General features: G+C 68.0%; 19 protein-coding genes and 1 pseudogene. 15 read left to right on the forward strand and 5 right to left on the reverse strand.

Annotated elements, in window-relative coordinates:
- The first annotated feature begins 658 nt into the window (after positions 1 to 658).
- From casA to ACIPSJ_RS27140, 9 genes are all read left to right on the forward strand, one after another.
- Entirely contained in the window at positions 659 to 2194 is a 1536-nt protein-coding gene (casA, locus tag ACIPSJ_RS27100; protein WP_401349825.1) for a type I-E CRISPR-associated protein Cse1/CasA, read from the forward strand.
- Between the two features lie 8 nt (positions 2195 to 2202).
- On the forward strand, positions 2203 to 2922 hold the full coding sequence (locus tag ACIPSJ_RS27105; RefSeq protein WP_401350125.1) for a type I-E CRISPR-associated protein Cse2/CasB: 720 nt from the start codon (positions 2203 to 2205) through the stop codon (positions 2920 to 2922).
- 1 nt (position 2923) lies between these two features.
- The gene (gene cas7e, locus ACIPSJ_RS27110; RefSeq protein WP_401349828.1) at positions 2924 to 4141 is read left to right on the forward strand and encodes a type I-E CRISPR-associated protein Cas7/Cse4/CasC; all 1218 of its coding nucleotides are present in this window, start codon (positions 2924 to 2926) and stop codon (positions 4139 to 4141) included.
- A complete protein-coding gene (gene cas5e / locus ACIPSJ_RS27115) occupies positions 4138 to 4926 on the forward strand; it encodes a type I-E CRISPR-associated protein Cas5/CasD (RefSeq protein WP_401349831.1) in 789 nt (262 codons plus the stop codon). The genes cas7e and cas5e overlap by 4 nt, the downstream gene beginning before the upstream one ends.
- Positions 4923 to 5606 carry a type I-E CRISPR-associated protein Cas6/Cse3/CasE gene (gene cas6e / locus ACIPSJ_RS27120; protein WP_401349833.1) on the forward strand — a complete coding sequence of 228 codons (684 nt, stop codon included), beginning with the start codon at positions 4923 to 4925 and terminating at the stop codon, positions 5604 to 5606. The genes cas5e and cas6e overlap by 4 nt, the downstream gene beginning before the upstream one ends.
- 53 nt (positions 5607 to 5659) lie before the next feature.
- Positions 5660 to 7243 (forward strand): recombinase, encoded by a 1584-nt coding sequence (locus ACIPSJ_RS27125; protein WP_401349835.1) that lies wholly within the window; start codon positions 5660 to 5662, stop codon positions 7241 to 7243.
- Positions 7240 to 8118 carry an AAA family ATPase gene (locus ACIPSJ_RS27130; RefSeq protein ID WP_401349837.1) on the forward strand — a complete coding sequence of 293 codons (879 nt, stop codon included), beginning with the start codon at positions 7240 to 7242 and terminating at the stop codon, positions 8116 to 8118. Before ACIPSJ_RS27125 ends, ACIPSJ_RS27130 begins: the two co-directional genes overlap by 4 nt.
- A 588-nt stretch (positions 8119 to 8706) precedes the next feature.
- Positions 8707 to 8940, forward strand: coding sequence for a hypothetical protein (locus ACIPSJ_RS27135; protein WP_401349839.1), 234 nt, complete (start codon positions 8707 to 8709; stop codon positions 8938 to 8940).
- Positions 8941 to 8951: 11 nt separating this feature from the next.
- Positions 8952 to 9737, forward strand: coding sequence for a helix-turn-helix domain-containing protein (locus ACIPSJ_RS27140; protein ID WP_401349841.1), 786 nt, complete (start codon positions 8952 to 8954; stop codon positions 9735 to 9737).
- Positions 9738 to 9755: 18 nt separating this feature from the next.
- Here the strand turns inward: ACIPSJ_RS27140 and ACIPSJ_RS27145 are convergent, their stop codons facing one another.
- Positions 9756 to 10058 carry a hypothetical protein gene (locus ACIPSJ_RS27145; protein ID WP_401349842.1) on the reverse strand — a complete coding sequence of 101 codons (303 nt, stop codon included), beginning with the start codon at positions 10056 to 10058 and terminating at the stop codon, positions 9756 to 9758.
- A gap of 499 nt (positions 10059 to 10557) precedes the next feature.
- Here ACIPSJ_RS27145 and ACIPSJ_RS27150 point away from each other — a divergent pair, with 499 nt between their 5' ends.
- The 4 genes from ACIPSJ_RS27150 to ACIPSJ_RS27165 all read left to right on the forward strand — a co-directional run bounded on the left by ACIPSJ_RS27150 (position 10558) and on the right by ACIPSJ_RS27165 (position 14220).
- Positions 10558 to 12105, forward strand: a complete 1548-nt coding sequence (locus ACIPSJ_RS27150) for an ISL3 family transposase (RefSeq protein WP_401349844.1) — start codon at positions 10558 to 10560, stop codon at positions 12103 to 12105.
- 393 nt (positions 12106 to 12498) lie between these two features.
- Complete coding sequence (locus tag ACIPSJ_RS27155; RefSeq protein WP_401349846.1) at positions 12499 to 12684, forward strand: hypothetical protein; 186 nt, start codon at positions 12499 to 12501, stop codon at positions 12682 to 12684.
- A 292-nt stretch (positions 12685 to 12976) separates the two neighbouring features.
- Positions 12977 to 13825: an IS5 family transposase gene (locus tag ACIPSJ_RS27160; RefSeq protein WP_401349848.1), complete on the forward strand. Its 849-nt coding sequence runs from the start codon at positions 12977 to 12979 to the stop codon at positions 13823 to 13825.
- Positions 13822 to 14220 carry a hypothetical protein gene (locus ACIPSJ_RS27165; protein ID WP_401349851.1) on the forward strand — a complete coding sequence of 133 codons (399 nt, stop codon included), beginning with the start codon at positions 13822 to 13824 and terminating at the stop codon, positions 14218 to 14220. Before ACIPSJ_RS27160 ends, ACIPSJ_RS27165 begins: the two co-directional genes overlap by 4 nt.
- A gap of 67 nt (positions 14221 to 14287) precedes the next feature.
- On the opposite strand, the gene ACIPSJ_RS27170 is transcribed toward ACIPSJ_RS27165, so the two are convergent.
- The gene (locus ACIPSJ_RS27170) at positions 14288 to 14941 is read right to left on the reverse strand and encodes a DUF6461 domain-containing protein (protein ID WP_401349853.1); all 654 of its coding nucleotides are present in this window, start codon (positions 14939 to 14941) and stop codon (positions 14288 to 14290) included.
- A 180-nt stretch (positions 14942 to 15121) separates the two neighbouring features.
- Positions 15122 to 15929 (reverse strand): annotated as a pseudogene (locus ACIPSJ_RS27175) (IS5 family transposase).
- A 726-nt stretch (positions 15930 to 16655) separates the two neighbouring features.
- Between ACIPSJ_RS27175 and ACIPSJ_RS27180 the strand changes: the two are divergent.
- Positions 16656 to 18635 carry a tetratricopeptide repeat protein gene (locus ACIPSJ_RS27180; protein WP_401349854.1) on the forward strand — a complete coding sequence of 660 codons (1980 nt, stop codon included), beginning with the start codon at positions 16656 to 16658 and terminating at the stop codon, positions 18633 to 18635.
- 79 nt (positions 18636 to 18714) lie between these two features.
- Here ACIPSJ_RS27180 and ACIPSJ_RS27185 read toward each other — a convergent pair whose 3' ends face one another.
- The gene (locus ACIPSJ_RS27185) at positions 18715 to 20352 is read right to left on the reverse strand and encodes a translation initiation factor 2 (RefSeq protein WP_401349856.1); all 1638 of its coding nucleotides are present in this window, start codon (positions 20350 to 20352) and stop codon (positions 18715 to 18717) included.
- Between the two features lie 292 nt (positions 20353 to 20644).
- Here ACIPSJ_RS27185 and ACIPSJ_RS27190 point away from each other — a divergent pair, with 292 nt between their 5' ends.
- Complete coding sequence (locus ACIPSJ_RS27190) at positions 20645 to 21109, forward strand: hypothetical protein (protein ID WP_401349857.1); 465 nt, start codon at positions 20645 to 20647, stop codon at positions 21107 to 21109.
- A gap of 860 nt (positions 21110 to 21969) precedes the next feature.
- Here the strand turns inward: ACIPSJ_RS27190 and ACIPSJ_RS27195 are convergent.
- A complete protein-coding gene (locus tag ACIPSJ_RS27195; protein WP_401349859.1) occupies positions 21970 to 22686 on the reverse strand; it encodes a transposase in 717 nt (238 codons plus the stop codon).
- Positions 22687 to 24482: the final 1796 nt, after the last annotated feature.

A 24482-nucleotide genomic window follows, 5' to 3' on the forward strand; every position in this document is an offset into this window, starting at 1 on the left:
CCTTCCGGCTGTCGCGAGTGGCCCGGCAGCGCCGGTGACAGGCGGCCGCGCCCTACTGGGCAGTCCCTTGCCTTGCCGGCAACGACCGGCCCGGGGCCGCCGGCCCCGCGAGTCCGGCGACGTCCAGGGCCGCGGCGCACCGGCTCACGCCTTGTCCGCCCGGCGCCCCCGGCAAGCCGCCTGCTGCCGGCGCGTCCCCCCGCGGTCCGGGAAACGGCAAGCACACGGCACATCCGGGAAGAACGGGTCCAGCTGCCTGAGGAGTTGCCGCAGCAGGCGTCGCGGCCTCAACGGGCTCACCCGGAAAAGGGAGAGCTTCCGGTAATCCGAAAAGACATACCTGCCGGTAATTAAATGCTCAATTGATGGCTCAAGGGGCTGCCCGTTCATGGTTAATATGGGAAAGCGCAACCCGGACGTATGTTCGATCCAAGGGTTCGGTGCGCTCCCTGCGTGCTGCGCTGCCCGCACCCCATCCCGGTGCCGGCCGCACGGCAACCACCCTCCCTGCCGCAGGCCTTGACCAGGCATCAAGGAAACGGCGCAGAGGCCCCGTATCCGTTTTCTATCACCGTGCCGCGTCGACCTGCCGCACGGCAGCACCCTTCGTGTTTTCCGTCTCCCCACCCCTGCTGATCCCTGCTCTGTGGAGTCCGCCGTGCAAGCCCCGCAATTCCCAACGGACAAAGAGCCCTGGATTCCTGTGCTGTTCCTGGACGGGCACCAGGAAGACCTCGGATGGAGACAGGTGCTGCTGCGCGCCCACACCATCGAGGACCTCGCCCTGCCCCTCCCGCCGGCCGCCTCCGCCGTCCTGCGGACGCTCGTGGCCATGGCCGCCCGCATCAGCGGCCTGGACGACCCGCACCTGAGCGCGGGGGAGTGGGCGAGGCGCCGCCGCGACCTGCTGAAGAATCCCGACGGGTTCGACCCCGCCCGCGTCGAGGCCTACTTCGACCACCACGTTTGGGACTTGTTCCATCCCGAGCGGCCCTTCCTGCAGGACCCGCGGCTCGCCGAGCAGTGCACGGAGCGAGCCGGAGTCAACAAACTCGTCTTCGGCCGTCCCGAGGGCAACAACCTGGCCTGGCTCAGCCCCCACACCGACACCGACCCCCAGCCCGTCCCCAGCGGCCAGGCCCTGTGGCACCTGCTTATCCACCACTACTACGGGGCCTCGGGCCAATGTTCGGCCCGCACCACCTCCGCCGGCAGGCAAAGCGGCGCCAAGGCCGGCCCTCTGCGCGCGGCTCTCTCCTTCCACCCGCTGGGACGCACCCTCTACGAAACCCTCCTGGCCGGCCTGCCCAAGCCCTCCCGCCCCTGGCCCGGCGCGCAGGACCGCTGCCCGTGGGAGGAGCCCCTGCCCGACCCCGATGCCCCGCCCCCACCGGTGACCTCTCCCGCACGGCTGCTGACCGGCCGCTCCTGCCACGCCCTGCTCCTGATCTCCTCACCCGACGGCCGGCACGTCACCGACGCCTACGTCACCTGGGCCACCCAGTCCAAACTCCCGGCCGCCGACCCCTACCTCATCTACCACGTGGACCCCAAAAAGCCTCCCGCAGAGCGCTACAAGGCACGCCGCGCCGATGCCGAACGCGCCCTGTGGCGCGACCTGGCCACCCTGATCCTGGCCGGTGACGAAGACTCCGAACAGCCCTACACCCGGCGCCCCGAGGCCTTCACCACCCTCAACGACCTCCCCTCCGGCCTGCGTTCACACCTGCGTGTCCGCGTCCACGGCTTCGACCAGGACGCCAAGACCTCCAACCGCACCTGGTACACCGCCCTGACCCCGCCGATCTGGCTCTGGACCCAGGAACACGACGACGCCGCAGCCGAACGGTTCAGCGAATGCTGCAAAGCCGCCGAGAAGATCGGCCAGCTGCTCGACGACGTCTCCAAAGAGGCCTGGCACAAGACTGTCTCTCCCGACCGCGACGGCCGGCAGCCCCCCAAACAGGCCCGACGGCTGCCCTCCTGGACACACAAGGCCCGCACCCACTACTGGCCGCGTGCCGAGAGCACCTTCTGGCAGCTGCTCGAAGACCCCTCCCGTAACGCCGACGCCGCCTTCGCCCGCGACGCCATCACCGCCCTGCACACCGCTACCGCCACCGCCGTCGCCCACTACTTCGACGCAGCACCCGCCCTCGCCCATGCTGTGACCCGGCTGCGCCGCGCACGCTGACCCCCTTGGTGACCGCGCCACGGCGCCTGCCCGAGAAGAGCCACTGCCCGCCCATGCCCACCACCGCCCAACGCCGCACCCACTACGACGACTTCGTCCAGCAGGTCATCAACCTGTGCAAGGTCAACGGCATCCGCGCCGACCTCGTCTCCGGCCGCGGCCGCCCCCTCGAAGACTGCCCGCGCATGCCCGAACACCTCACCCGCCACATCCTCGGGTTCGGCGCACAACGAGCGCACTACACCGTCGCCAGCCTCATCGCCATGCAACGCGACCTCCCGCACGAAGACAGCCCCTACCAGCCCGAACTCCCCACCACCCCCGCCCGCGCAGCGAGCATCGGCCCGTACACCCACCCCCGGCCCGCCGCGACCGCCGGCGCGCCCCGACTATCCGAACCGGCCGGCAACCAGCCCACCCCCGTCGCCTGGCGAGCACGCCCCGACCTCGGGACCAGCCTCGCCATCGCCGTGGCCCGCCACGGCCTGGACGAAGCCCACATCACCCGCAGATTCAAGACCCTCACCAAACTCGGCGCCCCCCTGCTGCACCCGGAAATGTGGCGGCTCACCTCCCGCCTGCACAACCGCGACGCAGCCCGCCTCGACTTCGCTGTCCTCCTGGAGGACCTGGCCTGGTGGGACCACCACCACAAGGACATCGCCGCCCGCTGGCGCACCTCCTACTTCACCACCCTGCACACGCTCACCGAACAGGACCCCGCCTGACATGGCCGCCTACGCCCCCGCCCGCTACATCGACCTGCACGCCCTGCACCCCGTGCCCGCCTCACTCCTGAACCGGGGTGAGGACAACGAACCCAAGACCGTGCTCCTGGGCGGCGTCGTACGCGCCCTGGTCTCCTCCCAGGCATGGAAGCGGCCCATCCGGCTGCGCCTGGAAGAAGACCTCGACGAGCACGCCGTGCGCACCCGCAACCTTCCCCCGCAGGTGGCCACCGCCCTGCGCGAGACGGGCTGGCCCGCCGACTTGGCCGCCTTCGCCGGCGCCCAGATCGTCCGCTCGGCCACCACGGAAGGCCTGAAGACCGAAGGCACTGCCGGAGGCATCACCTCAGCCCTCCTGTGGGTACCGCGCGACATCTTCGCCGACCTCATCGACCTCTGCCACCAGCACCGCGCGCAGCTGGAAGAAGCACTCGCCCAGGACCTCGCCGCCAAACAGGCAGAAAAGACAGCAGCTGAGTCCGCCGGCGGCAGCAGGAAAAAGAAGCCGAAGACGCCGGCCGTCCTGCCCACCCGCGAGGTGGCCCAGCTCATCCGCAGCCGCACCGCCACCATCAACCTCTTCGGCCGGATGCTCGCCGAACTGCCCGGGGCCCACGTCGACGGAGCCGTACAGATGGCCCACGCCTTCACCGTCCACCAAAGCGACGCCCAGCCCGACTACTTCACCGCTGTCGAGGACTGGCCGCTGCCGGACACACCAGGCAGCGCCCACCTGGAGACCGGCATGTTCACCACCGGCCTGTTCTACCGCTACGCCACCGTCAACCTCACTGAACTCACCCGCAACCTCGGCGGCGACACCCAGCAGGCACTCGACCTGCTCACCCTGTTCACCGAGGCGTTCATCGAGGTCATGCCCGGCGCGAAGAAGACCTCCACCGCCCCCCACACCTATCCGCACCTCATCCACTACGCCGTACGCGACCGCCGCCCCGTCTCCTACGCCGCCGCCTTCGAACAACCCGTCCGGCACGCCCCGGGCGGCGGCCACACCCAGCCCGCCGTCCACGCCCTCTCCCAGCATGCCGGCACCCTCAACCAGCTGATCGGCCATCGCCGGCGCGTCGCCCACGGCTACGCCACCTTCCAGCCCGAGAACATCGACCACCTCGGCCAGCGCCACCCCTCCTACGAAGCACTCGCCGACGCCCTCACCCAGGCCGCCGCCCAGCCCGCCCTCACCCCGGTCAGCGCATGAACGGCATCCTGCTGCGCCTGGCCGCGCCCCTGATGTCGTTCGGAGAGCACGCAGCCTTCGCCTACCGCGACACCCTCCCCTTCCCCACCCGCTCCGCCCTCATCGGCCTGTTCGCCGCCGCCGACGGACGCTCCCGCGAACAGGCCCTCACCCCCGACCCCCACACCAAAGCCATCCCCTACACGGACCTGGACATCACCGTCCGCGTCGACCGGCCCGGCACCCGCCACACCGACTACCACACCGCCGGCGGCGGCCGCCCCCACAAAGGAGGCCTGATCACCAGCAGCGGCGAGTACCGCGCGCAGAAGGCCTCCACCCACATCAGCCACCGCATCTACCTCGCCGACGCCGTCTTCACCCTGGCCGTGAGCGCCCCCGACTCCCTCCTGGAACACCTCCTGGCCCGGCTCGAACAACCCGCCTTCGCCCCCTACCTGGGCCGGCGCGCCTGCATCCCCGACGAACCCCTCCTGCTGGGCGGCATCCACCCCGACCCCGTCCACCAGCTCCGCCGCCACGTCCCGCTCAGCCTCGCCGCCCCACCCACACCAGGCCACACCACCGTGCCGGTGACGTTCATCTGGGACCACAAGCCCGACCACGTGCCCGCCGCCGACTCCCACCGCGAAATCGCCGACGTCCCCGTCGACTTCGCCCCCACCCGCCGCTTCCACCGCACCCGCCGGATCTGGTTCACCACCGAGAACCTGCGCGCCGCCCTGTACACGCCACGGCCCGCTCTGCCCGCGCTGGCCACCTACCTCCAGGCCCCCACCTCATGACCATCTCCCTGACGGACACCGTCACCCTCATCCGTATCCGCCTCGACCGCCGCTGCGAAGAAGTCCGCCGCGACCTGACCTGGCCCGCGAGCATGCACAAGACCGTCATGTCCCTGGCCCCCGAGAACCTCGGCCCAAGTCCCCGCCAGCAGGCGGGTCTGCTCTTCCGCCTGGAGGACGCCACCGGCCCCGTGCCGCCCACCCTGCTCATCCAGTCCCACCACCTGCCCGACCTCACCCGCCTGCCCCCCGGCTACGGCACCGCCGAAACCCGCAGCCTCACCCCCATGCTCCGTGCCCTCACCTCTGGCCGCAGCGTGCGCTACCGCATCACCGCCTGCGCTCTGGTCCGCCGCAAAGTCCCCGGCACCGGCCGCGCTTTCGGCACCAAAGACCGCCACCAGGAAGAAGGACTGCACGGCGCCGACGCCCTCGCCTGGTGGCAGAGCAAAGCCACCCACGCCGGCCTCGACCTGCACCACACCGACCTGACCCCGCTGCCCGTCCATCGCCCCCAACCCGACCGCGACAAGGGCCCCACTCCCTTCCGGCATCCACTGACCCGGTTCGAAGGCGCGGCCACCATCACCGACCCCGACCAGCTGCGCCACGCCCTCCTCGCGGGCATCGGCCGCGGCAAACCCTACGGAGCCGGTCTGCTCTCCCTCGCCCCCGCCTGACCATCCACCCCACGGGCAGGACCCACCACCCACAGAAAGAAACCTCCCTTTCCGTGCCCGCCACACCTCCGCCCGACGGCCCCTACGACACCACCTCGCTGCGCGCCGCCGCCGTACGCCGCCTGCTGCGCCTACGCGACGCACAGAACCTCACCCACCACGACATCCGAACCGTCGCCAGCGCTTTCACCGTCCACTGGCGCACCGTGCGCCGCTGGATGGACAACGCCGACACCCACAACGGCACCTACACCCCAAGGGGCCGCCACCACTTCACCCTCACCCCGGCCATGCACGAGACCCTGGCCCAATGGCACGGCAACGTCACGGCCGCCTATCGCGAACTCGCCCGACGCGCCCTCCTCGGCACCCCGCCGGCCTCCCCGGCCACCTTCCACCGTGCGGTGGGCCGCGCACTCAGCCCCGGCCAGCGCGCCGCTCTCAGAGCAGGAGAAGCCGGGCGGCGCCGCCATGACGTCCACGCCCTGCGCCCCCACGGTAACCGCAACGACGTCTGGGAGACCGACCACGTCGAAGCCAGTGTCTTCGTCAACGTCGACGGGCAGCGCAGCAAACCGTGGATCACCTGGTTCGTGGACCACGCCACCTGCACCATCTGCGGCCTGGCCGTCACCCCCCACCAGCCCGGCCAGGACGCCATCCTCGCCGCCGCCCGCGACGCCATCCTCTGCGGCGACCACTACCGGCCCTTCGGCGGCGTCCCCCGCAAGGTCCGCGTCGACCGCGGCCGCGACTTCCTGAGCACCTGCGTCGACGAGGCGTTCAAGAAATTCGGCACCGAACTGATCGTCCTGCCCCCCTACAGCCCCCACCTCAAAGGCACCGTCGAAGCCGTCAACGGCGCCGTCAAACACACGCTGTTCAAAGGCCTGCCCGGCTACTCTCACACCCCCCGAAGCCGCCGCGACCGCCGCGGTGGCCCCCTGTGGGAAATGGACGAACTCCTCGACTACGAAACCTTCGTCACCCTCCTGCTGGACTGGGTCGACTGGTGGAACAACGACCACGCCATCGCCCGCCTCCACCGGCGCACCCCCGCCCAGGCCTGGCACACCGACCTCACCCCCATCGACACCCTCGATGCCGAAGACCTCCACACCTACACCCTCAAAGACGCCGGCCCACCCCTGAAGATCACCAGCAAGGGCGTCCGCTGGAAGAGCGCCTACTACGTCGGCACCTGGATGCACGGTCACGGCAGCGCCGGCGAGATGGTCCGCCTGCGCCACGAACCCAACCAGTTCCACCGCGTCGAGCTCTACGACGCCGACACCCTCGCCTACCGCGGCGCCGCCTTCCGCAGCGACGAGATGAGCCCCCAGCACGCCCGCGAACTGCGCAACGCCCGCCGTCGCGAAGCCGATCACTACGCCGCCAAAGCCCGCCGCGCCCGCAAGAACTCCAAACCCCGCTTCGTCCCCACCACCGTCGCTCAACCGCCCCAGCCCCGCAACCGCCTCACCGCCAGCCAGGCAGCCGCGCAGCTCCGCGAACTCAAGAGCTTCTCGCACGACCAGCACTCCGAGGCCCGGCCCGACCTCCTCAGCCGGCCCCAGCCCTCATCCTCCCGCTGGACCCAGCCGCTGCCCGATCCCAAGCCCCAGGACACCCCATGACGCACCCTGCCACCGCCCCCGACAAACAGCCGGCCACCGGCCCCAACTACCACTACCTCGGCCTGCCAGGCGCCAGCGCCATCCTCACCCAGGCCAGCGCAGAGACCTACGCCAACCTCGTCACCACCCTCAACGCCCACAACGGCAGAGGCGCCATGATGTGCGTCCACGGCGGCGTTGGCCTGGGCAAGACCTTCTCTGTCAACAGCCACCTCGATGATCTCGCCCCCTACACCACCCTGCGCGTCAAACTCAGTTCCTCCAGGATCCAGGCCCTCCTTGAGACCCTCTACAAAAAGCTCGACCTGCCCGGCCAGCCTCCCGCCCGCAGCACCCGCTGCGAGGCCATGATCAAAGAGGCACTGGCCGAGACCTCTCGGGTCCTGGTCGTCGACGAAGCACAGTGGCTCGACACCCGCGCCTTCGAATTCATCCGTGAGCTCTGGGACGACGAGGACACCCGCCTCGCCGTCGTCCTCGTCGGCGCAGAAAGCTGCTACCAGAAGATCAAAAACCGTCCCGCCCTCGACTCCCGCATCCTCGTCTGGCAGCGCTACAAGCCCCTCACCCCCGGCGAAGTCCTCACCGTCATCCCTCAGTACCACCCGTTGTGGGCCGGCGCTCCCGCCGACGACCTGCTATGGATCGACGATCTCGCCTGTCACGGCAACTTCCGCCAATGGGCCAAGATCACCTACCTGATCCAAGAACAACAGCACGGCCCTGGCACGGCCGTCACATCAGCCGAACCTCCGCACCCGCCCACCAACCCCGCGTCTCCCGAGGCCATCCGGAAGCCACACGCCCCCTACAGCCGCGACCTGGTCCGCGCCGTACTCAGCCGGCTCGATCCAACCCAGCGTCACACCGACTGAGCGTGCGGGCCTGCCGGCATGGCCCCGACAGGCGCGGTTTTCCATACAGGAAGGGCCCACCGCTGTCATCTGTGGTCCGTGGAACCGGGCGTCGAGCAGATACTGAGAAACGGGCGACCGCTGGACTGCGACGAGAGCCGGGCTGGAAGTCCGGCTCTCATCTGGGCACCGTGTGCTGCCACACACATCGCCGGTACCTGAGTTCGTCGTGCCTCGATGCCAGTGGAAGGAGTCCGCAGCCGCCGAGGAGAACCTGCGCAGAGCGTTGCACCCCGGCCGGCAAAGGACAACCCAGAATGGGACACCACTGAAACAATCTCCGTTCCCATCGGAGTGAGACACCGAGCAGTCGGCTCTTTGAGCAGGTCAGCACGGTGTGCGCTCCTGCGGCAGGTGCTCCCAGGGCGGGCTCGCCCCAGGGAAGGCTCAAGGATGAAACAACTCCCGCACGCAGCCGCGTTGTAGGGCACGATGTGCTGCACCCGCCCGGTGACTGCCACCACCCCGCGGGAAGAAGAAGGAGTCCGCAACGACCGGCGGACGGCTCCAGCCACATCCGCCGGTCCGATCCCCGAAGGGGAGATCCGCATGAGCCGACGGCGCCATGCCGCAGGTGTCGCCATGCCAGAGCGACACCCAGCGACCCGTCACCAGACCATCCTGATCATCGTCGTCATCCTTGCCAGCTCCTGGCTTGCCTCGCAGCCTGTCGATCCGGCTGCCCTCATGTACGTGCTCAGCAGTCTCGGCATTAGCGCGGCTACCGCCCGCCGCAGGATCCAACCCACCGGGCGGATCACCCCCGCCTCAGGCAAAGCGTGAGGAGGCGACCCGTGGGACGCCCGGAAAAGCCCCTGCCCAACAACCAGTTCAACTTTCCCCTGCTCACCCTGGCCGCCTGGCTGCGGGAACGACGCACCGAAGCCCGCCTGCGATACGCCGACCTCGCCGCCCGAACACAAACCACACAGCACCCCTGCTCCATCAGCACACTGCAGCGAGCCGCCAGCGCACAGGCCATTCCACGCCTGCCCGTCGTGGAGGCCTACGCTCAAGCCTGCGGCGCCTCAATCGACCAGGCCCGCAGGTACTGGCGAGAGGCCCGAGCCCAAAGCCGCAAGGGACCAAACGTTGTACCGGTACCCCGGCTGATCAACACGCCCGCTGAACTGCGCCTGGCGCTGCAGGCCGCCTATGCACGGGCCGGGTACATGCCACTGCGGGAAATGGAGCGCCGAGCCCAGCACGGCCGACTGCCAACCACCACCGTCAGCCGCATGCTCCAGGGCGTCACCATGCTCAGCCTCAGCCAGCTCCAGGCCTTCCTCCAGGTCTGCAACATCCCTTACCAGGACCAAGGAGACTGGACGGACGCCTGGCACCGCGCACAGTCAGCGCAGACCCACCGAGCCACCAGGGAACTCGCGGCCGCCGTACAGCCCCGGCGCCGCGTGATCGAATACGACCGACACGGCAGCGTCTTCCCGCCGTCGTACCCAACGCGCCACATGACCCGCTTCTACCGGGGATACACCCAAGAGGAAGCTGCGGCGTACCGGGAGACCCAGCACAGTGATCCACTGCGACGCTCTGTGGAACTGGCGGTCCGCGGCGAGTGAGGACTGCCCCTGCTGGAGTCATGCTGGGCGGACGTCTTTGACGAACTCGCGAACAAGGTGGCAAAGGCACATGCCCCGGCAATGCTCGCAGGTCCTCAGCTCACCGTGCTGGCGCTCGTTACACGGATTCCCGCACGGGTTGCCTTCGCTGCGCTCGCGGGCCAGCGTGACCATTCCCGGGTTGTAGAGTCCCGCGCCGCCAACAAGGTAGTACCCGGGGTCCGCAGCGAACATCCGGACGGAGGTGATTTGCAGAGTCGCGCCTTCGTCCGGTCCATCGAGAACCGTCAGCCAGTCCCCGGCCTTGTACATCACCGGCATGGGGGGCTCCTGGGGTGAGGGTACAGCGAATGTCTTGCGCCGCTTCGACACTAGCGGAAGGCGATGTACGGTAGTGCTGGCTACGACGGTGTACAGCGCGGAGATCGCTCGTGATCACGACGTACCGTCGACGTCTCACGGCAACGCTCCGCTACCGCTCCCCAAGATCTGGGACAGAGCCGGCCCGGGCGATGGCTTTGGCGGGTGTGCCATCACGGAACTCCTGCCTGATGGCGTCGACCAGGGCCCGCTTCTCACCAAGGAAGTTGTCGAGCTCAGTCCCGATATCTATGCCTTGAAGCATGTCCGAATGGCCTGGATTCAGTCCAACCTGAATCCAGGCCGACACTCTGGGTCCTCGCTGGCTGTGACCGCTCTACAAGATCTGGCTCTGTCGCTGATTTGGGGGTGTGTGACGATCACGGGCAGGTGGGCATCACCTGTGCGTGGGGGATGTGGTTCGCCTCGCTGACCTCCTTTTCAGAGGGCCGGAGTCGAGGTGGAAGAGGTTGTCCTTGGGGTCGCTGAGGTCCGTCTTGCGGTCCGGTCAACGGTGGGGTCGGCCGCCTGTCCGGGGTGTGGATGGAGATCCTCGCGTGTGCACTGCTACTACCAGCGGTGTCTGGCGGACCGTCCCGTCGCTGGTCGGCAGGTGCGACTGGACCTGCGGGCACGGCGTCTCGTGTGCGGCAACAACAGTTGCAGGCGCCGAACCTTCGCCGAGCAGATACCGGACCTGACGCGTCGGCACGCACGCCGCACGAATGCCCTCACCGCCCAGCTCACGGACATCGCCCTGTTCCTGGGCGGGCGTGCCGGTGCCAGTCTGTGCGGACGCCTGGCCGTCGCTACCGGCAAGGACACCCTGCTCCGCCTCCTTCGCGCACTGCCCCTCCCGCAGCCAGAGTCTGTCCCATGCCTGGGCGTCGGCGAGTTCGCCGTGCGCCGCGGCCGTACCTACGCGACGATCCTCGTCAACATGCATACCCACCGCCCCGTCGACGTCCTCGCGGACCGAACCGCGCACACCTTCGCCGTCTGGCTGCGCGAACACCCCGAGGTGAGGGTTGTCTGCCGAGACCGTGCCGGTTCCTTCCGTGACGGCGCCCACGCCGGTGCACCACAGGCCCGGCAAGTGGCCGATGCCTGGCACCTGCTACACAACCTCGCCGAGGCCGTCGAACGCATCGTCGGACGACACCGCGCCGACCTGCGAGAACCCCTGAGCGTCCAGGCCGGCCAGGACGATGTCCGCCCCACCACCCTGGACGAACTGGACGTGCACGGACGGCAGCGGCCGCTGGTCGCCCGCACCCGCGAACGCCACCAGCAGATCCACGAACGCATCGAACGCGGCGACAGCCTGCGAGCCATCGCCCGCGAACTCCGCCTCAGCCGCGGCACCGTCCTGCGCTTCGCCCGGGCCGCCGACGTCGAACAGCTCCTCATCGCGGCAACCCACCGCCCCAGCGTGATCGACGACTACCGGCTCTACCTGCATCACCGGTGGATGGAGGGCTGCACCAACGCCGCCGCACTCACCCGGGAGATCCAGCAGCTCGGCTACCGCGGCGACATCAACACCGTCCGCCGCCACGTGCGGCCCTACCGCACCGGAACGATCCCGGCCGACGCTCCGCTTCCCCACCTGACCGTCCGCCGGGTCACCGACTGGATCATGCGCCGGCCCGAACGCCTCACCGACACCGAGTCCAAGTGCCTCGGTGAGCTGTGCGAACGCAGCCCCGCCCTGGCCACAACCACCCAATGCGCCCGGCGCCTGGCCGCGATGGTGCGCGAACGCCGCAGCAAGCACCTGGCCCTCGACGTCTGGCTCGCCGACGTCCGCCTCGACGGACAGCGAGAACTCCGCACCCTGGCCGCCGGCATACGCCGCGACCGCGCAGCCGTACTCGGCGCCCTGACCACCACCTTCACCTCGGGAGCGGTCGAGGGCAACGTCACCAGGATCAAGCTGCTGAAGAGACAGATGTACGGCCGGGCCAACTTCGACCTCCTACGACGCCGCATCCTCCTGTCGCCTTGATCAACCGGCTGACACCCCCCCCGAATCAGCGACAGAGCCACGGAGGGTCACCACAACCGCGATCATGAACGGCCGTGGGCGATGTCCTCCTCCAGAACCTGTGGTTCCACCAGGTCGACATGTTGTGGTCGAAAGCGTCGTACGTGACGCAGAGTTGTTAGTCACGTGGGCCCGGAAGGCTGAGGAACAAGGGTTGCTCTTTGAGGACGAAGCGGCCACCTCGATGGCGTCACGCCGCTCCTGGACCTAGGAGCCGAAAGCTGGCATCAGTAGTGAGGTTCAGCGGGGCCGCAGCGTGACCGCCGTGCTGACCTGTTGTTTCAAGCGGTGCGGTCGAGGGGTCAGTACCCTACATCGAGAATGTAGTAGCAAGATCAAGGACGTGGAGGGAAAGTGAAGCTCGAGAACGCTCCAGCGCTCCTCCAGGACCTCGTAGTCGATAAGGCGGCGGACCTCATCGAGAGTGAGGAGTCACGGGTCGAGGACCTAGGGGAAGGGTCCTATCGGATCTCGACTGTCGACGGTAAGAAGTACATAGCTGACATTCACCGGTGGACGGTTGCAGGGGGAAGCCCGTGATCGTATCGGGGGGCTAAGTGGCCCGTTTGGCCAACTCCTCGGCGAACGCCGTGGGCGCGGTTGCGCCGAAAGGATCGCAGCCTGCAGCCGGTGCATGCCCTCCACCACGCGTCCCTATGCGCCAAGATCGGCCGAACTCAGTGCCAAAGCCACGGAGGATCACCAAAGTCGCGATCATGAACGGTCTCAGTGGGCGGTTCGTGAGTCTTTGAGTGGATCTGCTGTCGCCTGATCGTGTGGCGGCGGGGCGGACTCTGCCGGTCCGCGGTTGGTGATCTGGTGATGTGGCCGGGTGAGCGAACGCAAGCCGTACCCGAGCGACTTATCGGACGAGCAGTGGTCGTTGATCGAGCCGGTGATCACCGCGTGGAAGGACCGGCACCGCTCAGTCAGCGGTCATCAGGGCGCCTACGACATGCGGGAGATCGTGAACGCCATCCTCTACCAGGGGCGGACCGGTTGCCAGTGGGCCTATCTCCCTCACGACCTGCCGCAGAAGAGCGCGACGTACTACTACTTCGCCGCCTGGCGGGACGACAGGACCGACCGGGTCATTCATGAACTCCTGCGCTGCCAGGTCCGCGACCGCGCCCGACGATTAGAGGACCCGACCCTGGTGGTCCTGGACACCCAGAGTGTCCACGTGGCCGCCGGGGTCCCCGCCGCCACGACCGGTCGCGACCCCGCCAAGCGCGTGCCCGGCCGCAAGCGGGGTCTTGCCGTGGACGTCCTCGGCCTGGTCATCGCGGTCGTCGTCCTCGCCGCGAACACCCACGACAACGCCGCGGGCACCATCCTGCTGGACCAGGTCGCCAAGCGCACCGGCGGAACCGTCCGCAAAGCCCTGGTCGACCAGGGCTTCAAGAACCAGGTCGTCCTGCACGGCGCCGGCCTGGGCATCGAGGTCGAGATCGTCGAACGCAGCCCGCATGCCAAGGGGTTCGTGCCGCAGCCGAAGCGGTGGAGGGTCGAGCAGACCTACGGGATCCTGATACTGCACCGGCGCCTGGTCCGCGACTACGAGCACTGCCCCTCCTCCTCCGCCTCCCGCGTCTACTGGGCGATGACCCACGTCATGACCCGACGCCTCACGGGCGCGAACGCCCCCGCCTGGCGCGAGGCGCAGGCAGTGGCAGCGTGAACATCCAGCCCCTGCTCGACGCCCTGGGCCTCCAGGAAGACGCCGCCCGGGCCCTGGCCGACGACCTCCGCGCACAGATCGACGACCTGCAGACCCGGCTGCGGCAGGCCGAGATGCACCTGGAGCACCTCGCGATCACCCGCAAGACCGTCACCGCCCTCGCCGACCGGCTCCCGGCCCACACACCAGGTCTGCCCGAGCACCCGGACTACCCCGGCATCCTCACCGCCTTCAACCACGCGGCCGGACCGCTACGGGCGAAGGACGTCTGCGAAGCGCTCGGTCACGAACTGCTGCCGAAGAACATCGAAGGCGCCCGCGCCAAGCTGAAACGCCTGGTCAAACTCGATGTCCTCACCGAAGTCGACGTCGGCAGTTTCACCAGGAAGCAGTAAGCGACCAGCAACCCTGCCACGTCCCTACCTCGATGTGACCAGTCGCTTCAGTTGGGGGATTCGTCGGCTACGCGATCTCCAGGACCACAGCGGGAAGTTCGGCCCCCAGGACTTGCCTGCGTGGCAGGGAAAGGCCGAAGTATCGTTCGATGATCTCCAATGCGGTGCGGTGCACTTCGCGGCGAGGCGCGGTGGCGTCTGGTAGTCCGGCAGCAGTCAGCATCTCCTCAACGCGTACCGCCACCTCGCGATCACCGTTCACGCCGTCGTATCCCCATGAACGGTCCAGGTGGAGATTGAAGGCGCACATGAGACGATCGTCGTGAAGATAAGAGAACTGAGGCGGTACCGGCTTACCGTTCTCCTCTTCGAATTCCAGCTGGAAGACGTGTGCACCACCCCGAGAAACAGCTGGCTGCGAGCCGAACTCCGCCTGCCAGCCACCGTACTTGATGACGAAGACCCATTCGCCGGTCTCTCCATAACGTAGACCTATCGCGGGGTAGGGGTCCCAGGGCCCGTCCTCCACGACATCGATCAGGTCTTTGCTGGTGAGGCGGCCCAGACCACGCGCCGTACGCGTCGGCCCGAACACTGTCGCGGTCAGCCGAGACACCAGCTCTTCGGCGTCCAATCCCCGAGCGAGCACCACACTGTAGCCACCGAAGGCGATCGACTGGGGAGCAGCAAGCCATGTAATTCCGTCGGTCATAGTGATCATCGTGGCGCACCTTTGCCGGCCATGTCACGAGGCCCCACGCCCACCCTCCTCCAGTCAAGCTATTGCCCCGCCGTGCTCACTTGCCAGCTGACGTGCTTCGCTATATCCGAAACGGACATGAAGTTCCGAACCGTCCTCTGAAAGAGTGCTTTGTCCCGGCGAGGTTGTTTGGTTCGAGGTTCAGGTGTCACACCAGTTCGGAGTGGATTCATTGGCGAGTCGGCTTATGAGGTCGATCATTGCGACGTGGATATGGCTTCGGATCGGTGGGGGCGGGTCTCGTAGTCGCGTGCGAGACGGCGGTGGTGCATCAGCCAACCGAGGGTCCGTTCGACCACCCAACGTCGGGGGATCACCTTGAACCCTTTGACGCCAGGGTCACGTTGGACGACTTCGACGTCGATTCCCAGGCGGGCGCCGTGGTCGATGGCTTTCGTCCGGTAGCCGGTATCGGCCCACGCCTTGGTCACTCGAGGGGTTGCGGCGGAGAGCTGGGAGAGCAGGTGGATCCCGTCGGTGTTGTCGGAGACGCTCGCCGCAGTCACCCAGGCGGCCAGCAACAGGCCTGAGGATGTCGACGCCGATGTGGCGCTTGCGGCCTGCGATTTCCTTGCCTGCGTCGATGCCCTGGCCGGCCGCCGGCACGTTGGCGGAGGTCTTGATGCTCTGTGCGTCCAGCACGCAGGCGCTCGGCTCGGGATTCCGACCTTCGGACGCACGGGCCAGACGCCGTAGCAGGCCGTTGAGGTGGTCGAAGATGCCTTCCTTCTGCCGAGCGGCGAAGTAGCCGTAGACCGTTTCCCAGGGTGCGAAATCGTGCGGCAGGTACCGCCCAGGGGATCCCGGTGCGGTCGACGTACAGGATGGCGTCCATGAAGCGGCGCAGGTCGTGCTCGGGTGGGCAGTCGATGTCCAGGCCCTTGCCTCTGCGCTCGGCCCGCCAGGCGGTGAGCGTGAGGCCGATCAACTCCCAGCGGGCATCGGACAGGTCGCTGGGGGGTACGGGCGCGCTGTCGCGTCATGTTTCGGTAGTTCCGTCGGGCACGACGCATCCCCAGGGAACAAACAGCATCAAACGAGGGTATTGCCTATCAGGAAGGGGCAACTCGAACTAAACGGGCAGGGGTGTGCAGCCTCCTGTCACACGGACCGCATGGACCACTCTCGCCTCAACGGTCGCGGACCCACTCGCCCTTCGAAACGCCACCAAACAACCTCGCCGGGACAAAACACTCTTTTACTCCTGACCACACCAACAAACCCGCCAGGCTCCTGCGCGAGGACCTGCCGCAGCAGGGATCGAGATTCTGCACAGCCTCACACTCGAATTGATCGCCCACCAGCTCGGCACCATGGGCCGCAACGTGCTCGCCGCCCTGACGAGCTGCGCAGGAAGCCCAGTCGAGGCCCTGGTCTTCCCTCGCTTCGTGCCACCTTCCCTCTGCGTGACTGTCCCGCGCTTCTTGCTTCTTGGGCCTGCGTTGACGCTAGCAGCGGCCTACGACAGCTACTGGCCACCCGAAGGCTGTGCCGCGCAGAGGGCTTGCTGAAAGAACCGGGTCGACGACCACTGCCCCGGGGCGGGGCCGGAAATGCAGTTCAACTGGCGCATGTGACCGTAGGGTTGGGCTGTGGTGTCCAGGGTGCCTGGCTGGGTGAGTGTTGTCATGCACGGTCGGGCTGTACGAGTCGAGGCAACGGAGTCGGTCCCGGAATGACGTATCAGATCCCGCCGGAGGCTGCCTGTTTCGTCGACCGGGAGCCAGAACAGGCACGCGCATTCGGCGCATTCGCGGAGGGCAACGACCGCTCCCGTCCTCTGTGCCTGGTCCTCAAAGGCCTTGCAGGTGTGGGGAAAACCGAACTGGCCTTCCGGATCGCACGTCACGTGCGGGACCGCTATCCGGACGGGGTGCTCTACGTCGACCTGGACGAGTGGCGGCGAGACGGGGCCGTGGAGGTCGACGACGTTCTGCGGGAACTTCTGCGTTCCCTCGGCGTCGGTGCGGAATGGCTTGAGCGCTCCTTCCAGGCCCGCCGTAAGCAGTACTGGACGCGGACTGACGGCAAGCGGCTGCTGGTCGTCATCGACAACGCCCGCTACGGCGCCGAGGTGGTGCCCCTGCTCCCGGCGTCCGGCCGCAGCCTGGTGATCATCACGAGCCAGGGCCCGCTGTACGACCTGGAAGACGGGGCGGTGCTCGAGCTGCCGCTGGGCCCGCTGGACGACGGCTACGCCCTGGACCTGCTGCGGCAGGTCGTGGACGACCCACGGCTGGCCGCCGAGCCAGAGGCAGCGGCCGGCCTCGTGCGCCTGTGCTCCGGACTGCCCGCAGCCCTGCACGTCGCCGGCCGGTGGATGCGCCGCCACCGCCGCCGCCCGCTGGAGCGCCTGCTGGCCGAACTGACCACGGAACTGCACGACAAGGGGGTAGCCGTGGTGGAACGGGTATGGGACGCGGCCTACACGACGCTCAGCCCGCATACCCAGACCCTCTACCGGCTGCTCGCCGCCGCCCCCTCAACCTCCTTCACCACCGACAGCGCCACCGCACTGCTCGGCATGGGCCGCGAGAAGGCAGAGGAGGCACTGGAGGAACTGGAAAGCGCCGGTCTGCTCGATCTGCACAGCGAGCGGATCCGCCTGCCAGAACTGCTGCGCGCCCACGCGGCCCGCTGCGCCGAACGCGACGGGGCAGACGACCTGGAATGTGCCGAGGGGCAGCGGCGGATCGTGCACTGGTATCTGCGCCAGGCCCAGCGCGCCGACACCGCCGCCGCCGGCACCCGGCTGACACTAGCTGCTGCCGTGCCACCAATCGAGAACTCACCGGACGTGTCCCTGGCACCGTCCGCCCCGAACGAGACAGCGGCGAGCCGGGCACTGGGCTGGCTGCAGACCGAACGCCTCGCACTGTACGGATGCGTCCGGATCGCCTACACCCTGCGCCTCGACGAAGAGGCCTGGGCGCTGTGCGAGCCCCTGTGGACGCATTACCTCGACCACCCGTACAGCTCCGACCTTGTCGAAACGTTCCGCACCGCCGTCCTGGCAGCCCAGCGGGCCGGACAGGTGCCTGCCCTGATCCGCATGCGCTGCCAGCTGGCACGGCCGCTGTGGGAACGGGGCGACGTCCCAGGCGCCCAGGAGCAGTTGGAGAAGGCTCTGGCGGCAGCCGAGACACTGTCAGACACCGACACGGACCGCAAACTGGCCGCGTCCGTCACCGAGTTCCACGGTATGTTCCGCCAGGCGCAAGGAGACTGGGCCGGCGCGGCGACCGACTTCCAGACCGCGCTGGAGACACACCGCACCCTCAATAACACCTACGGCGTCATGCTTCAGACCTACCGGTGGGGACAGGCACTCGCAGGGGCCGAGCAGTGGGAGCCCGCCGCACCACTGCTGGAGCAAGCTCACACCATGGCCCGCGACCTGGGCCGGGAACGCATGACAGCCCGTACCGCCTTCGCCCTGGGCCAGGTGCTGCACCGTCTCGGGCGCACCGACCAGGCCCGGGCGCTGTACGACGAGGCCCTCACCGGAGCCGTCAAACGCAGCGCCCAACAGGACCAGGCTGCCATTCACGACTGCCTCGCCACGCTGGCGCAGGACACCGCAGACGAAACGCAAGCCGCCCAGCACCGCGAGACGGCGGCCATCATCCGCCGACGCAACGGAGCGCTGGCTTGACTTTCTCCCCCTGGCTGTCTCCGATGCCCTGGTGCCGGCGTGCCGGGTGCACCGGGAGGGACTTCCCGGGATGAGGCGACTACAGCAGAACGGCTGCCTGCGCATCGGTTGCTGCGGATATCTCGGCCCGAAAGGCGAGACCCCCCACCGAGCACGTCACGGTCCCGGACAGTGGCGTGGGCCCGGTGTGGCTTCCCAGCCAGGCGTGTACCGCGCTGAGCACGGCCGCCGGATCGGCGTAGGTGACGCGGTCGCCGGACCGGCAGGGAGCAATCCGCACAGTCAGCAGCGTCCCCGCACGTCTGCGCAGCAGGCACAGCGACGATGACACGATGACCGCAGCGGTGCGGCAGCCGGGATAGTCCTCAAGGACACGGGCGGTCCATCCGGCGGCCGTCCAGAACGTGCCGTGCGAGCCGGCCGCAGGCTGCGCGGCCAGCCGGTACAGCAGAGCTGCACTCTGGAGATGCCGCTCACCGGCCGCCCCGTACACGGCGGCCAGATGGTGAGCCGTCCTGCTCGTGTGCACGGGAAGGCGCTCCACCGTGACACGCGAGCTTCCGAGGTCAGCGCGCACGGCGAACGCCGCCGGCACGCGCTCGGCTCGGCGGGGAGGCGGCAGAACCCGCGCATTGACCGGTGCGGCAGGCAGTGCGAGATCCAGCAGCCGGTACACCTCCTCGCGCAGCAACTGCAGGGCATGTCCCTGCTCGGCGAACGAGGCCTGCGCCAACGCCCGTATCGCACCGGGATCAGACGCGGCCAGGACCTCCTCCAGCGCGTCGGCGCTCGCCTCGCGCAGGCGAGGACCATTCTCCAGGAACTCGGCCATCGGCGTGCCGCGGATGAGTTCCCTGCCGCCGTCGTAGACACTGGCCAGAGGACACCCCAGCGCGGCCGCGTACACGGCGGCGGACCCGTGATCGGTGATCACGGCGTCGGCTGCCACAAGGACCGCGGCCCACTCTTCATACGCCCCGGCCAGCACCAGCCCGGCGTCCAGGGCAGGCGATAGCTGTTCGGACAGGTCGAAGGCATCGGTGCGGGTGCGTTCGTTGGGATGCACGATCAGCGCCACCTGATACGCGTCGTACGGCAGGGCCCCCAGCAGGTCGACGGCCAGGGACGGACGTCGGCGAAGCAGCGACTCGGGACCCCATGTGGAGGTCAGGACGACCAGTTTCCGGGGGCCGGTACCCAGCGCGGCCCGGTAGCGTTCCCGCAGGGAACGGGAGGCCAGCACTCGCTCCAGGGTGGGATCCCCCACGATCCTGGCCCGTGCTGCCGCCTGTTCACTGGCGGCGGCCAGCCGGGTCACCTGGCTGGGATGGGCCAGCGCATGGACGGACGCCAGGGTGTGGCCGCCGGACAGCAGGTAGAGCGGATCCAGGCCGGACGCCGTATCGGTTCCAGAGCCCTCGCCGGGCACGCTCTTGCCGAAGCCGGCACCATGCGGAAGCAGCACCCGCGGCCCGCTCAGCAGTCCGATGTCCCCTTTCGGACTGGCGGCCACGACCAGGTCGTAGGAGCGGCGAGAAGCCTCGTCCCAGGCGACCGTGCGCGCCCCGGCACGCTCCACAGCGCTCAGCGCGTCGATACCGAAATCGGAACCCGGCACAAGTGCGTAGGACCGGCTGACGCGTTCGTCACCGGCGAAGACGGGCAGCACGTCCAGCAGCCGGTACAGCGCACTCGCCGACCGGGCAGCAAACAGCACATCGCGCCCGTCGCCCGTCGCCCGTCGCCCGTCGCCCGTCGCCCGTCGCCCGTCGCCCGTCGCCCGTCGCCCGTCGCCCGTCGCCCGTCGCCCGTCGCCCCAATCCTGTTAATCCTATTGGCTGACGAGACGTCGTGTCTGGCGTTTCCGCTGATCAGAGAGTCCCATTTCTCGGACGGCATAGACAGATCGTACCGGCGAGCATGTAGAGGCCTCCGCTCCGTCCTGCGCGGTCGGCGAGATCGACACTCTCGTCCCGGCCACAACCCGGCGGGCATGAAGAATGAGCCGCATGACGGAGTGGGGAATTGCAGCGCTCGCGGCCGGATCGGCACTGCTCGGGAGCCTTGTCACCGGATGGTTCGCCCGCGGAGCCGGCGAGCAGCAAGCCGAGGCAGCACGGCATGCGGGCAACCGGCAGGCGGATGCCATGCTCGAAACGGTACGGATGACCCTGGAGGAGCAGCGCGCCGCCCGCCTCCACGAAGCGCGGCGGCAGATCTATGCGCGCTATGTCGAAGTGGTGGAGGCCGCGCTTCTTGCGCGGCGTACGGGGGAGGGGCAGCCAGGCGACCGTCCGGGACTGCAACGTGCACTGGGCGCCGTGCTGTTGGAGGGGCCGGATGAGGTGGCGGGTACTGCACGTCGGTTCGCCGACCTCGTGGGCATGAGCAGCAGTTCCTTGGACGATCTTGAGCGTGCAGGTCGGGATTTCACCGGGGCAGCTCAACAAGTGCTGCGGGGCGGATCGGTCTGAGACACGGTCAACTTGACCCGGCCCTGAAGGACCGGGCTTGGAGGTAGTGCCCAGCTGGCTGCTGGGGTGGACTCTTCCGTCCAGACATCCCTATGGGGTGGCACCCGCTCTGACTGCACTCGTGGTCAGGACTCGACAAACGTAGGCATAGCGTCAACTACTGGCACTGGGGTACGGACATTCACACGGTGAGGCGATATTGAATGGGCCTCAGGAAGAAACGCATGAAGAGCGACAATATGGCCCCATGGATCCGGGATGGGCTGCCTTGCTGGCAGCGATTGTAGGCGTTCCGGCGGCGTTGGCAGCCGTCTGGGTCACTTTTAGGCAGCCGCGTGAGGCGGGATCAGTCCAGCACGGGCAAGGATTGTGGGAAAAGAGGCAAGCTGCATGCGCCGAGTTCCTAAACGCCTTAGTGCAGGTTGAAGGAAGTTTCGACGGGATCTGGCGCAACGTGGTTCGCTGCTTCCCCAACCGGGGGGAACAGGGTCAGGCTTCGGAGTCGCTCCCCGTAGTGTTGGCCAGGAGTGCACGTTCCTGTCATGAGTTGGCGAATCAGTTGGATGCAGCAAGGACGGGCTTGACCCAGTTCGGTCCGGATTCACTGGAGGAACTGACCGGACAGGTTGTGGACCGATTGAGGAGTATTGCGAATCAGTTTAATCACCAGCGGAATGCGCACGACGCAGGATGGCTGATCGCGTTCCAAAGCTGGACAGAGGTTAGCCATGCCTGCAGAACTAAGATTCGTGAGGTAATGAAAAGGCCGCCTCGGCGTGGTGAGTGAAATCATCCGGTTCATGAAACCTGAGCCAGGGCGGGCTCGAAGGTCTGGGCGGAGGTCACAAAATTCGAATCTGTCACAGATCCGGGGGAGCTGTCGCAGAGGGTAACTGGAGCAGGATCACCTTGCGGAGTAGTCCGAATCCGGCGCGTCCGTAGAGCTGCCGCTTGATCTTCTTGATGCGGGTCACGGCGCCCTCGATGCTTCCGGAGCTCCAGGGCAGGGTGAGGCCGGCGACCACGGCTTCGAGGTCAGCGGTCAGCCCGCTGGCGAAGCCCGTGATGCCTGGCAGTTGTGCGGCACGGGCTCTGTCGATCCACTCCGGCAGCAGAGTGCCGGCGCGTGTTGTGAGCATCTCCGCGAAATCGCCTACGGGTTGATGGGCCTGGTCGAGTTCTGGGCAGGCGGTCAGCACGGCCTTGAACTGCTGGATCTCGTCCTGGGCGAGGGTGTCCGGGTGGGGGGTGAGCCAGCCGGACACCGTCCGGACGGACGGTGCGGCCATGGGGGGATCGGGGGCGTCGGGCCGGACAGGCCATTGCAGACGGGTGCGCGCCCAGTCGCGCAGGCCGGTGTAGGGCACCGGCTGGCCGTGTGCTGCGAGGTCCTCGTGCAGTTCCTTGATGGTGGTGTTCCCTCCGACTTCGTCGATGCGGTGTTGTAGGTAGGAGCGGTGACGGTCGAGGTGGTTGGTCCGGGTGCGGCGGCCGGTGACGATGTCCTGCCAGCGGGTCGCGCGGCGTACCGCTGTACGGTGTGCCGGCCCCAGCCCAGGTGACGGGCGATGGCGCATAGCCCCATGCCCTCGTTCAACAGGTGATGGACGAGGGCATGGTGTGCCCGATGTCGTTCGGTCCGCAGACCGGTCGGAGAGATGGGCGGCGACGCCCTGGCCGGTCAGGGCATATCGGAGTTGCTCGGGGCAGCTGAACGGACCCGCTGACGAGACGAGGACGAACCCTCCGCATACGTCTATCCAGTGCACTCCGCCCAGTCGCCGGCGGCTTCGAAACACCGGACGGGCTCTTGCGTTTCTTGCGCGCCGTCGTGAGCCCCAAGGAGCGGGCTGCTGGTAGAAGCCGCCATCGGCCGGCCGAGCGGCGAAACTCCGGTATGCCCGGGAGGAATCGCTCGCCTGTAGTTTCCGGTACAGCTCCAGCTGGCGGTGTGGTTTCTGCTCCGCCTTGGCCGGGATCAGTCCTGCCTACGCAGACGCTTCCACCATGGTTGTGTCTCCTGCTCGTTGCCGTGGGGCGGTCGTGGATCAGGCTTCTAGACGTCATCTCAATTGGTGACTGTGCCTTCGAGTGTGAGAATGAGGCTGCCTGGCCCAGGTGCCACGGCTTGACTGTGATGTGAGACTTGCAGCATGGACACGGGGCGTGAGTCGGGATGGGAAAGGGACGCAACGACGGTGGAGATCGAAACCGCGCCCCCTGCAGCCGCGACTTGGTCCGCGCCGTGCTCAGCCGACTCGACCCGACCCAGCGCCACACCGACTGAGCCCAACACTCCGGTTCGTACTCGGTGTGGTGGCTGGCAGGGGAGAAGGAAACGTCCTGTCATCCGAGCCGGTGCCGGCGGCCGCGTGCTCGAGCGCGTCGGCCGGGAGCCGTTCGAGTAGACCGCTGTCCGACGGACTACCGGTCCTCGTCAGAACTTCCTCCAGCGCCAGGGCTGCTCCTGGCCCAAGAGCTCGACTGCTATACGCCGGACTGGTCCGAGGACGGCGACGTCCCCGGCGCAAGCGGTGCACGGCGAGAGAAGAAACTAGGCTGTGCACCCTGAGCCGGGCCGGTGACGCCCGAGGGGTAGAACTGCTCAAGCAGGCCCTGAGCGCGCTGTGCCTCGTCACGGGCTTGCGCGGGGATGTCTCCGCGTTCGGAGACGAGACGGACGTATATGGGGTCCAGGACCGCAGCGGTGTCATATGTGGGCATACGAGCACCCTACGGCGCGCCGCTGACAGCGCGGATCCGGTCGGCGAGGCGGCAGCGTGCCGGCCCTGTTCCTGAGGCAAGGGGCTCAGACAGTGCGAGGGATCCGCTCTGGCGGCTGAGCGTGAAACAGTCGCCACGAGAGTGGTTGGGCTGAAAGTCCCGGCCGTGGAAGAGGCCATGCTCCAGCTGAAGGAGCTGTTGTTCCCGGCGGTCGCGGACATCGAGGTGGCCGACAGGCCACCGCTTCGCTGACCGGACCCGGCACGCAGCCGTCCACGCCTTGTTGGAGGCAGGCAGGGCGTCGACCAGGCGCAGGATCGTGCTCCGGCTGACGGACATACCGAGGACGGCGGCCAGCCGGGCGCTGGCCCGTCCGGCCAGGGCAAGACCGACCGCGGCCAGAGCGGAGCGCAGCCGCTCGGTGTGCTGGCCGTACCTGGGGGTGAGGCCGGGTATCTGTTCCACGAAGGTCCGCCCGCGCCCAGGTGAAGGGCCTCCCTGTGGGTGCACGGGATTCCGTCGGTCAGTGGCGCGGGTGGAGGCAGAGCCCATCGCACCGAGAATGCGGTGAACGTGCTCTCCGCGGCGCTGCCCGAGTTCCTCGGCAGCTTGGTCAGCGGACTCGTTCTTGGGAGGACGGACTGGCTTA

It is taken from the genome of Streptomyces sp. NPDC090088, from assembly GCF_044747345.1.
Taxonomy (GTDB): Bacteria; Actinomycetota; Actinomycetes; order Streptomycetales; family Streptomycetaceae; genus Streptomyces.

Bases quoted from the DNA above. Each gene is read 5' to 3' on its own strand.
- cas7e (WP_401349828.1), top strand. From the start codon at position 2,924: ATGGCCGCCTACGCCCCCGCCCGCTACATCGACCTGCACGCCCTGCAC.
- cas5e (WP_401349831.1), top strand. From the start codon at position 4,138: ATGAACGGCATCCTGCTGCGCCTGGCCGCGCCCCTGATGTCGTTCGGA.
- cas6e (WP_401349833.1), top strand. From the start codon at position 4,923: ATGACCATCTCCCTGACGGACACCGTCACCCTCATCCGTATCCGCCTC.
- ACIPSJ_RS27130 (WP_401349837.1), top strand. From the start codon at position 7,240: ATGACGCACCCTGCCACCGCCCCCGACAAACAGCCGGCCACCGGCCCC.
- ACIPSJ_RS27135 (WP_401349839.1), top strand. From the start codon at position 8,707: ATGAGCCGACGGCGCCATGCCGCAGGTGTCGCCATGCCAGAGCGACAC.
- ACIPSJ_RS27145 (WP_401349842.1), bottom strand. From the start codon at position 10,058: ATGCCGGTGATGTACAAGGCCGGGGACTGGCTGACGGTTCTCGATGGA.
- ACIPSJ_RS27170 (WP_401349853.1), bottom strand. From the start codon at position 14,941: ATGATCACTATGACCGACGGAATTACATGGCTTGCTGCTCCCCAGTCG.
- ACIPSJ_RS27180 (WP_401349854.1), top strand. From the start codon at position 16,656: ATGACGTATCAGATCCCGCCGGAGGCTGCCTGTTTCGTCGACCGGGAG.
- ACIPSJ_RS27190 (WP_401349857.1), top strand. From the start codon at position 20,645: ATGACGGAGTGGGGAATTGCAGCGCTCGCGGCCGGATCGGCACTGCTC.
- ACIPSJ_RS27195 (WP_401349859.1), bottom strand. From the start codon at position 22,686: ATGCGCCATCGCCCGTCACCTGGGCTGGGGCCGGCACACCGTACAGCG.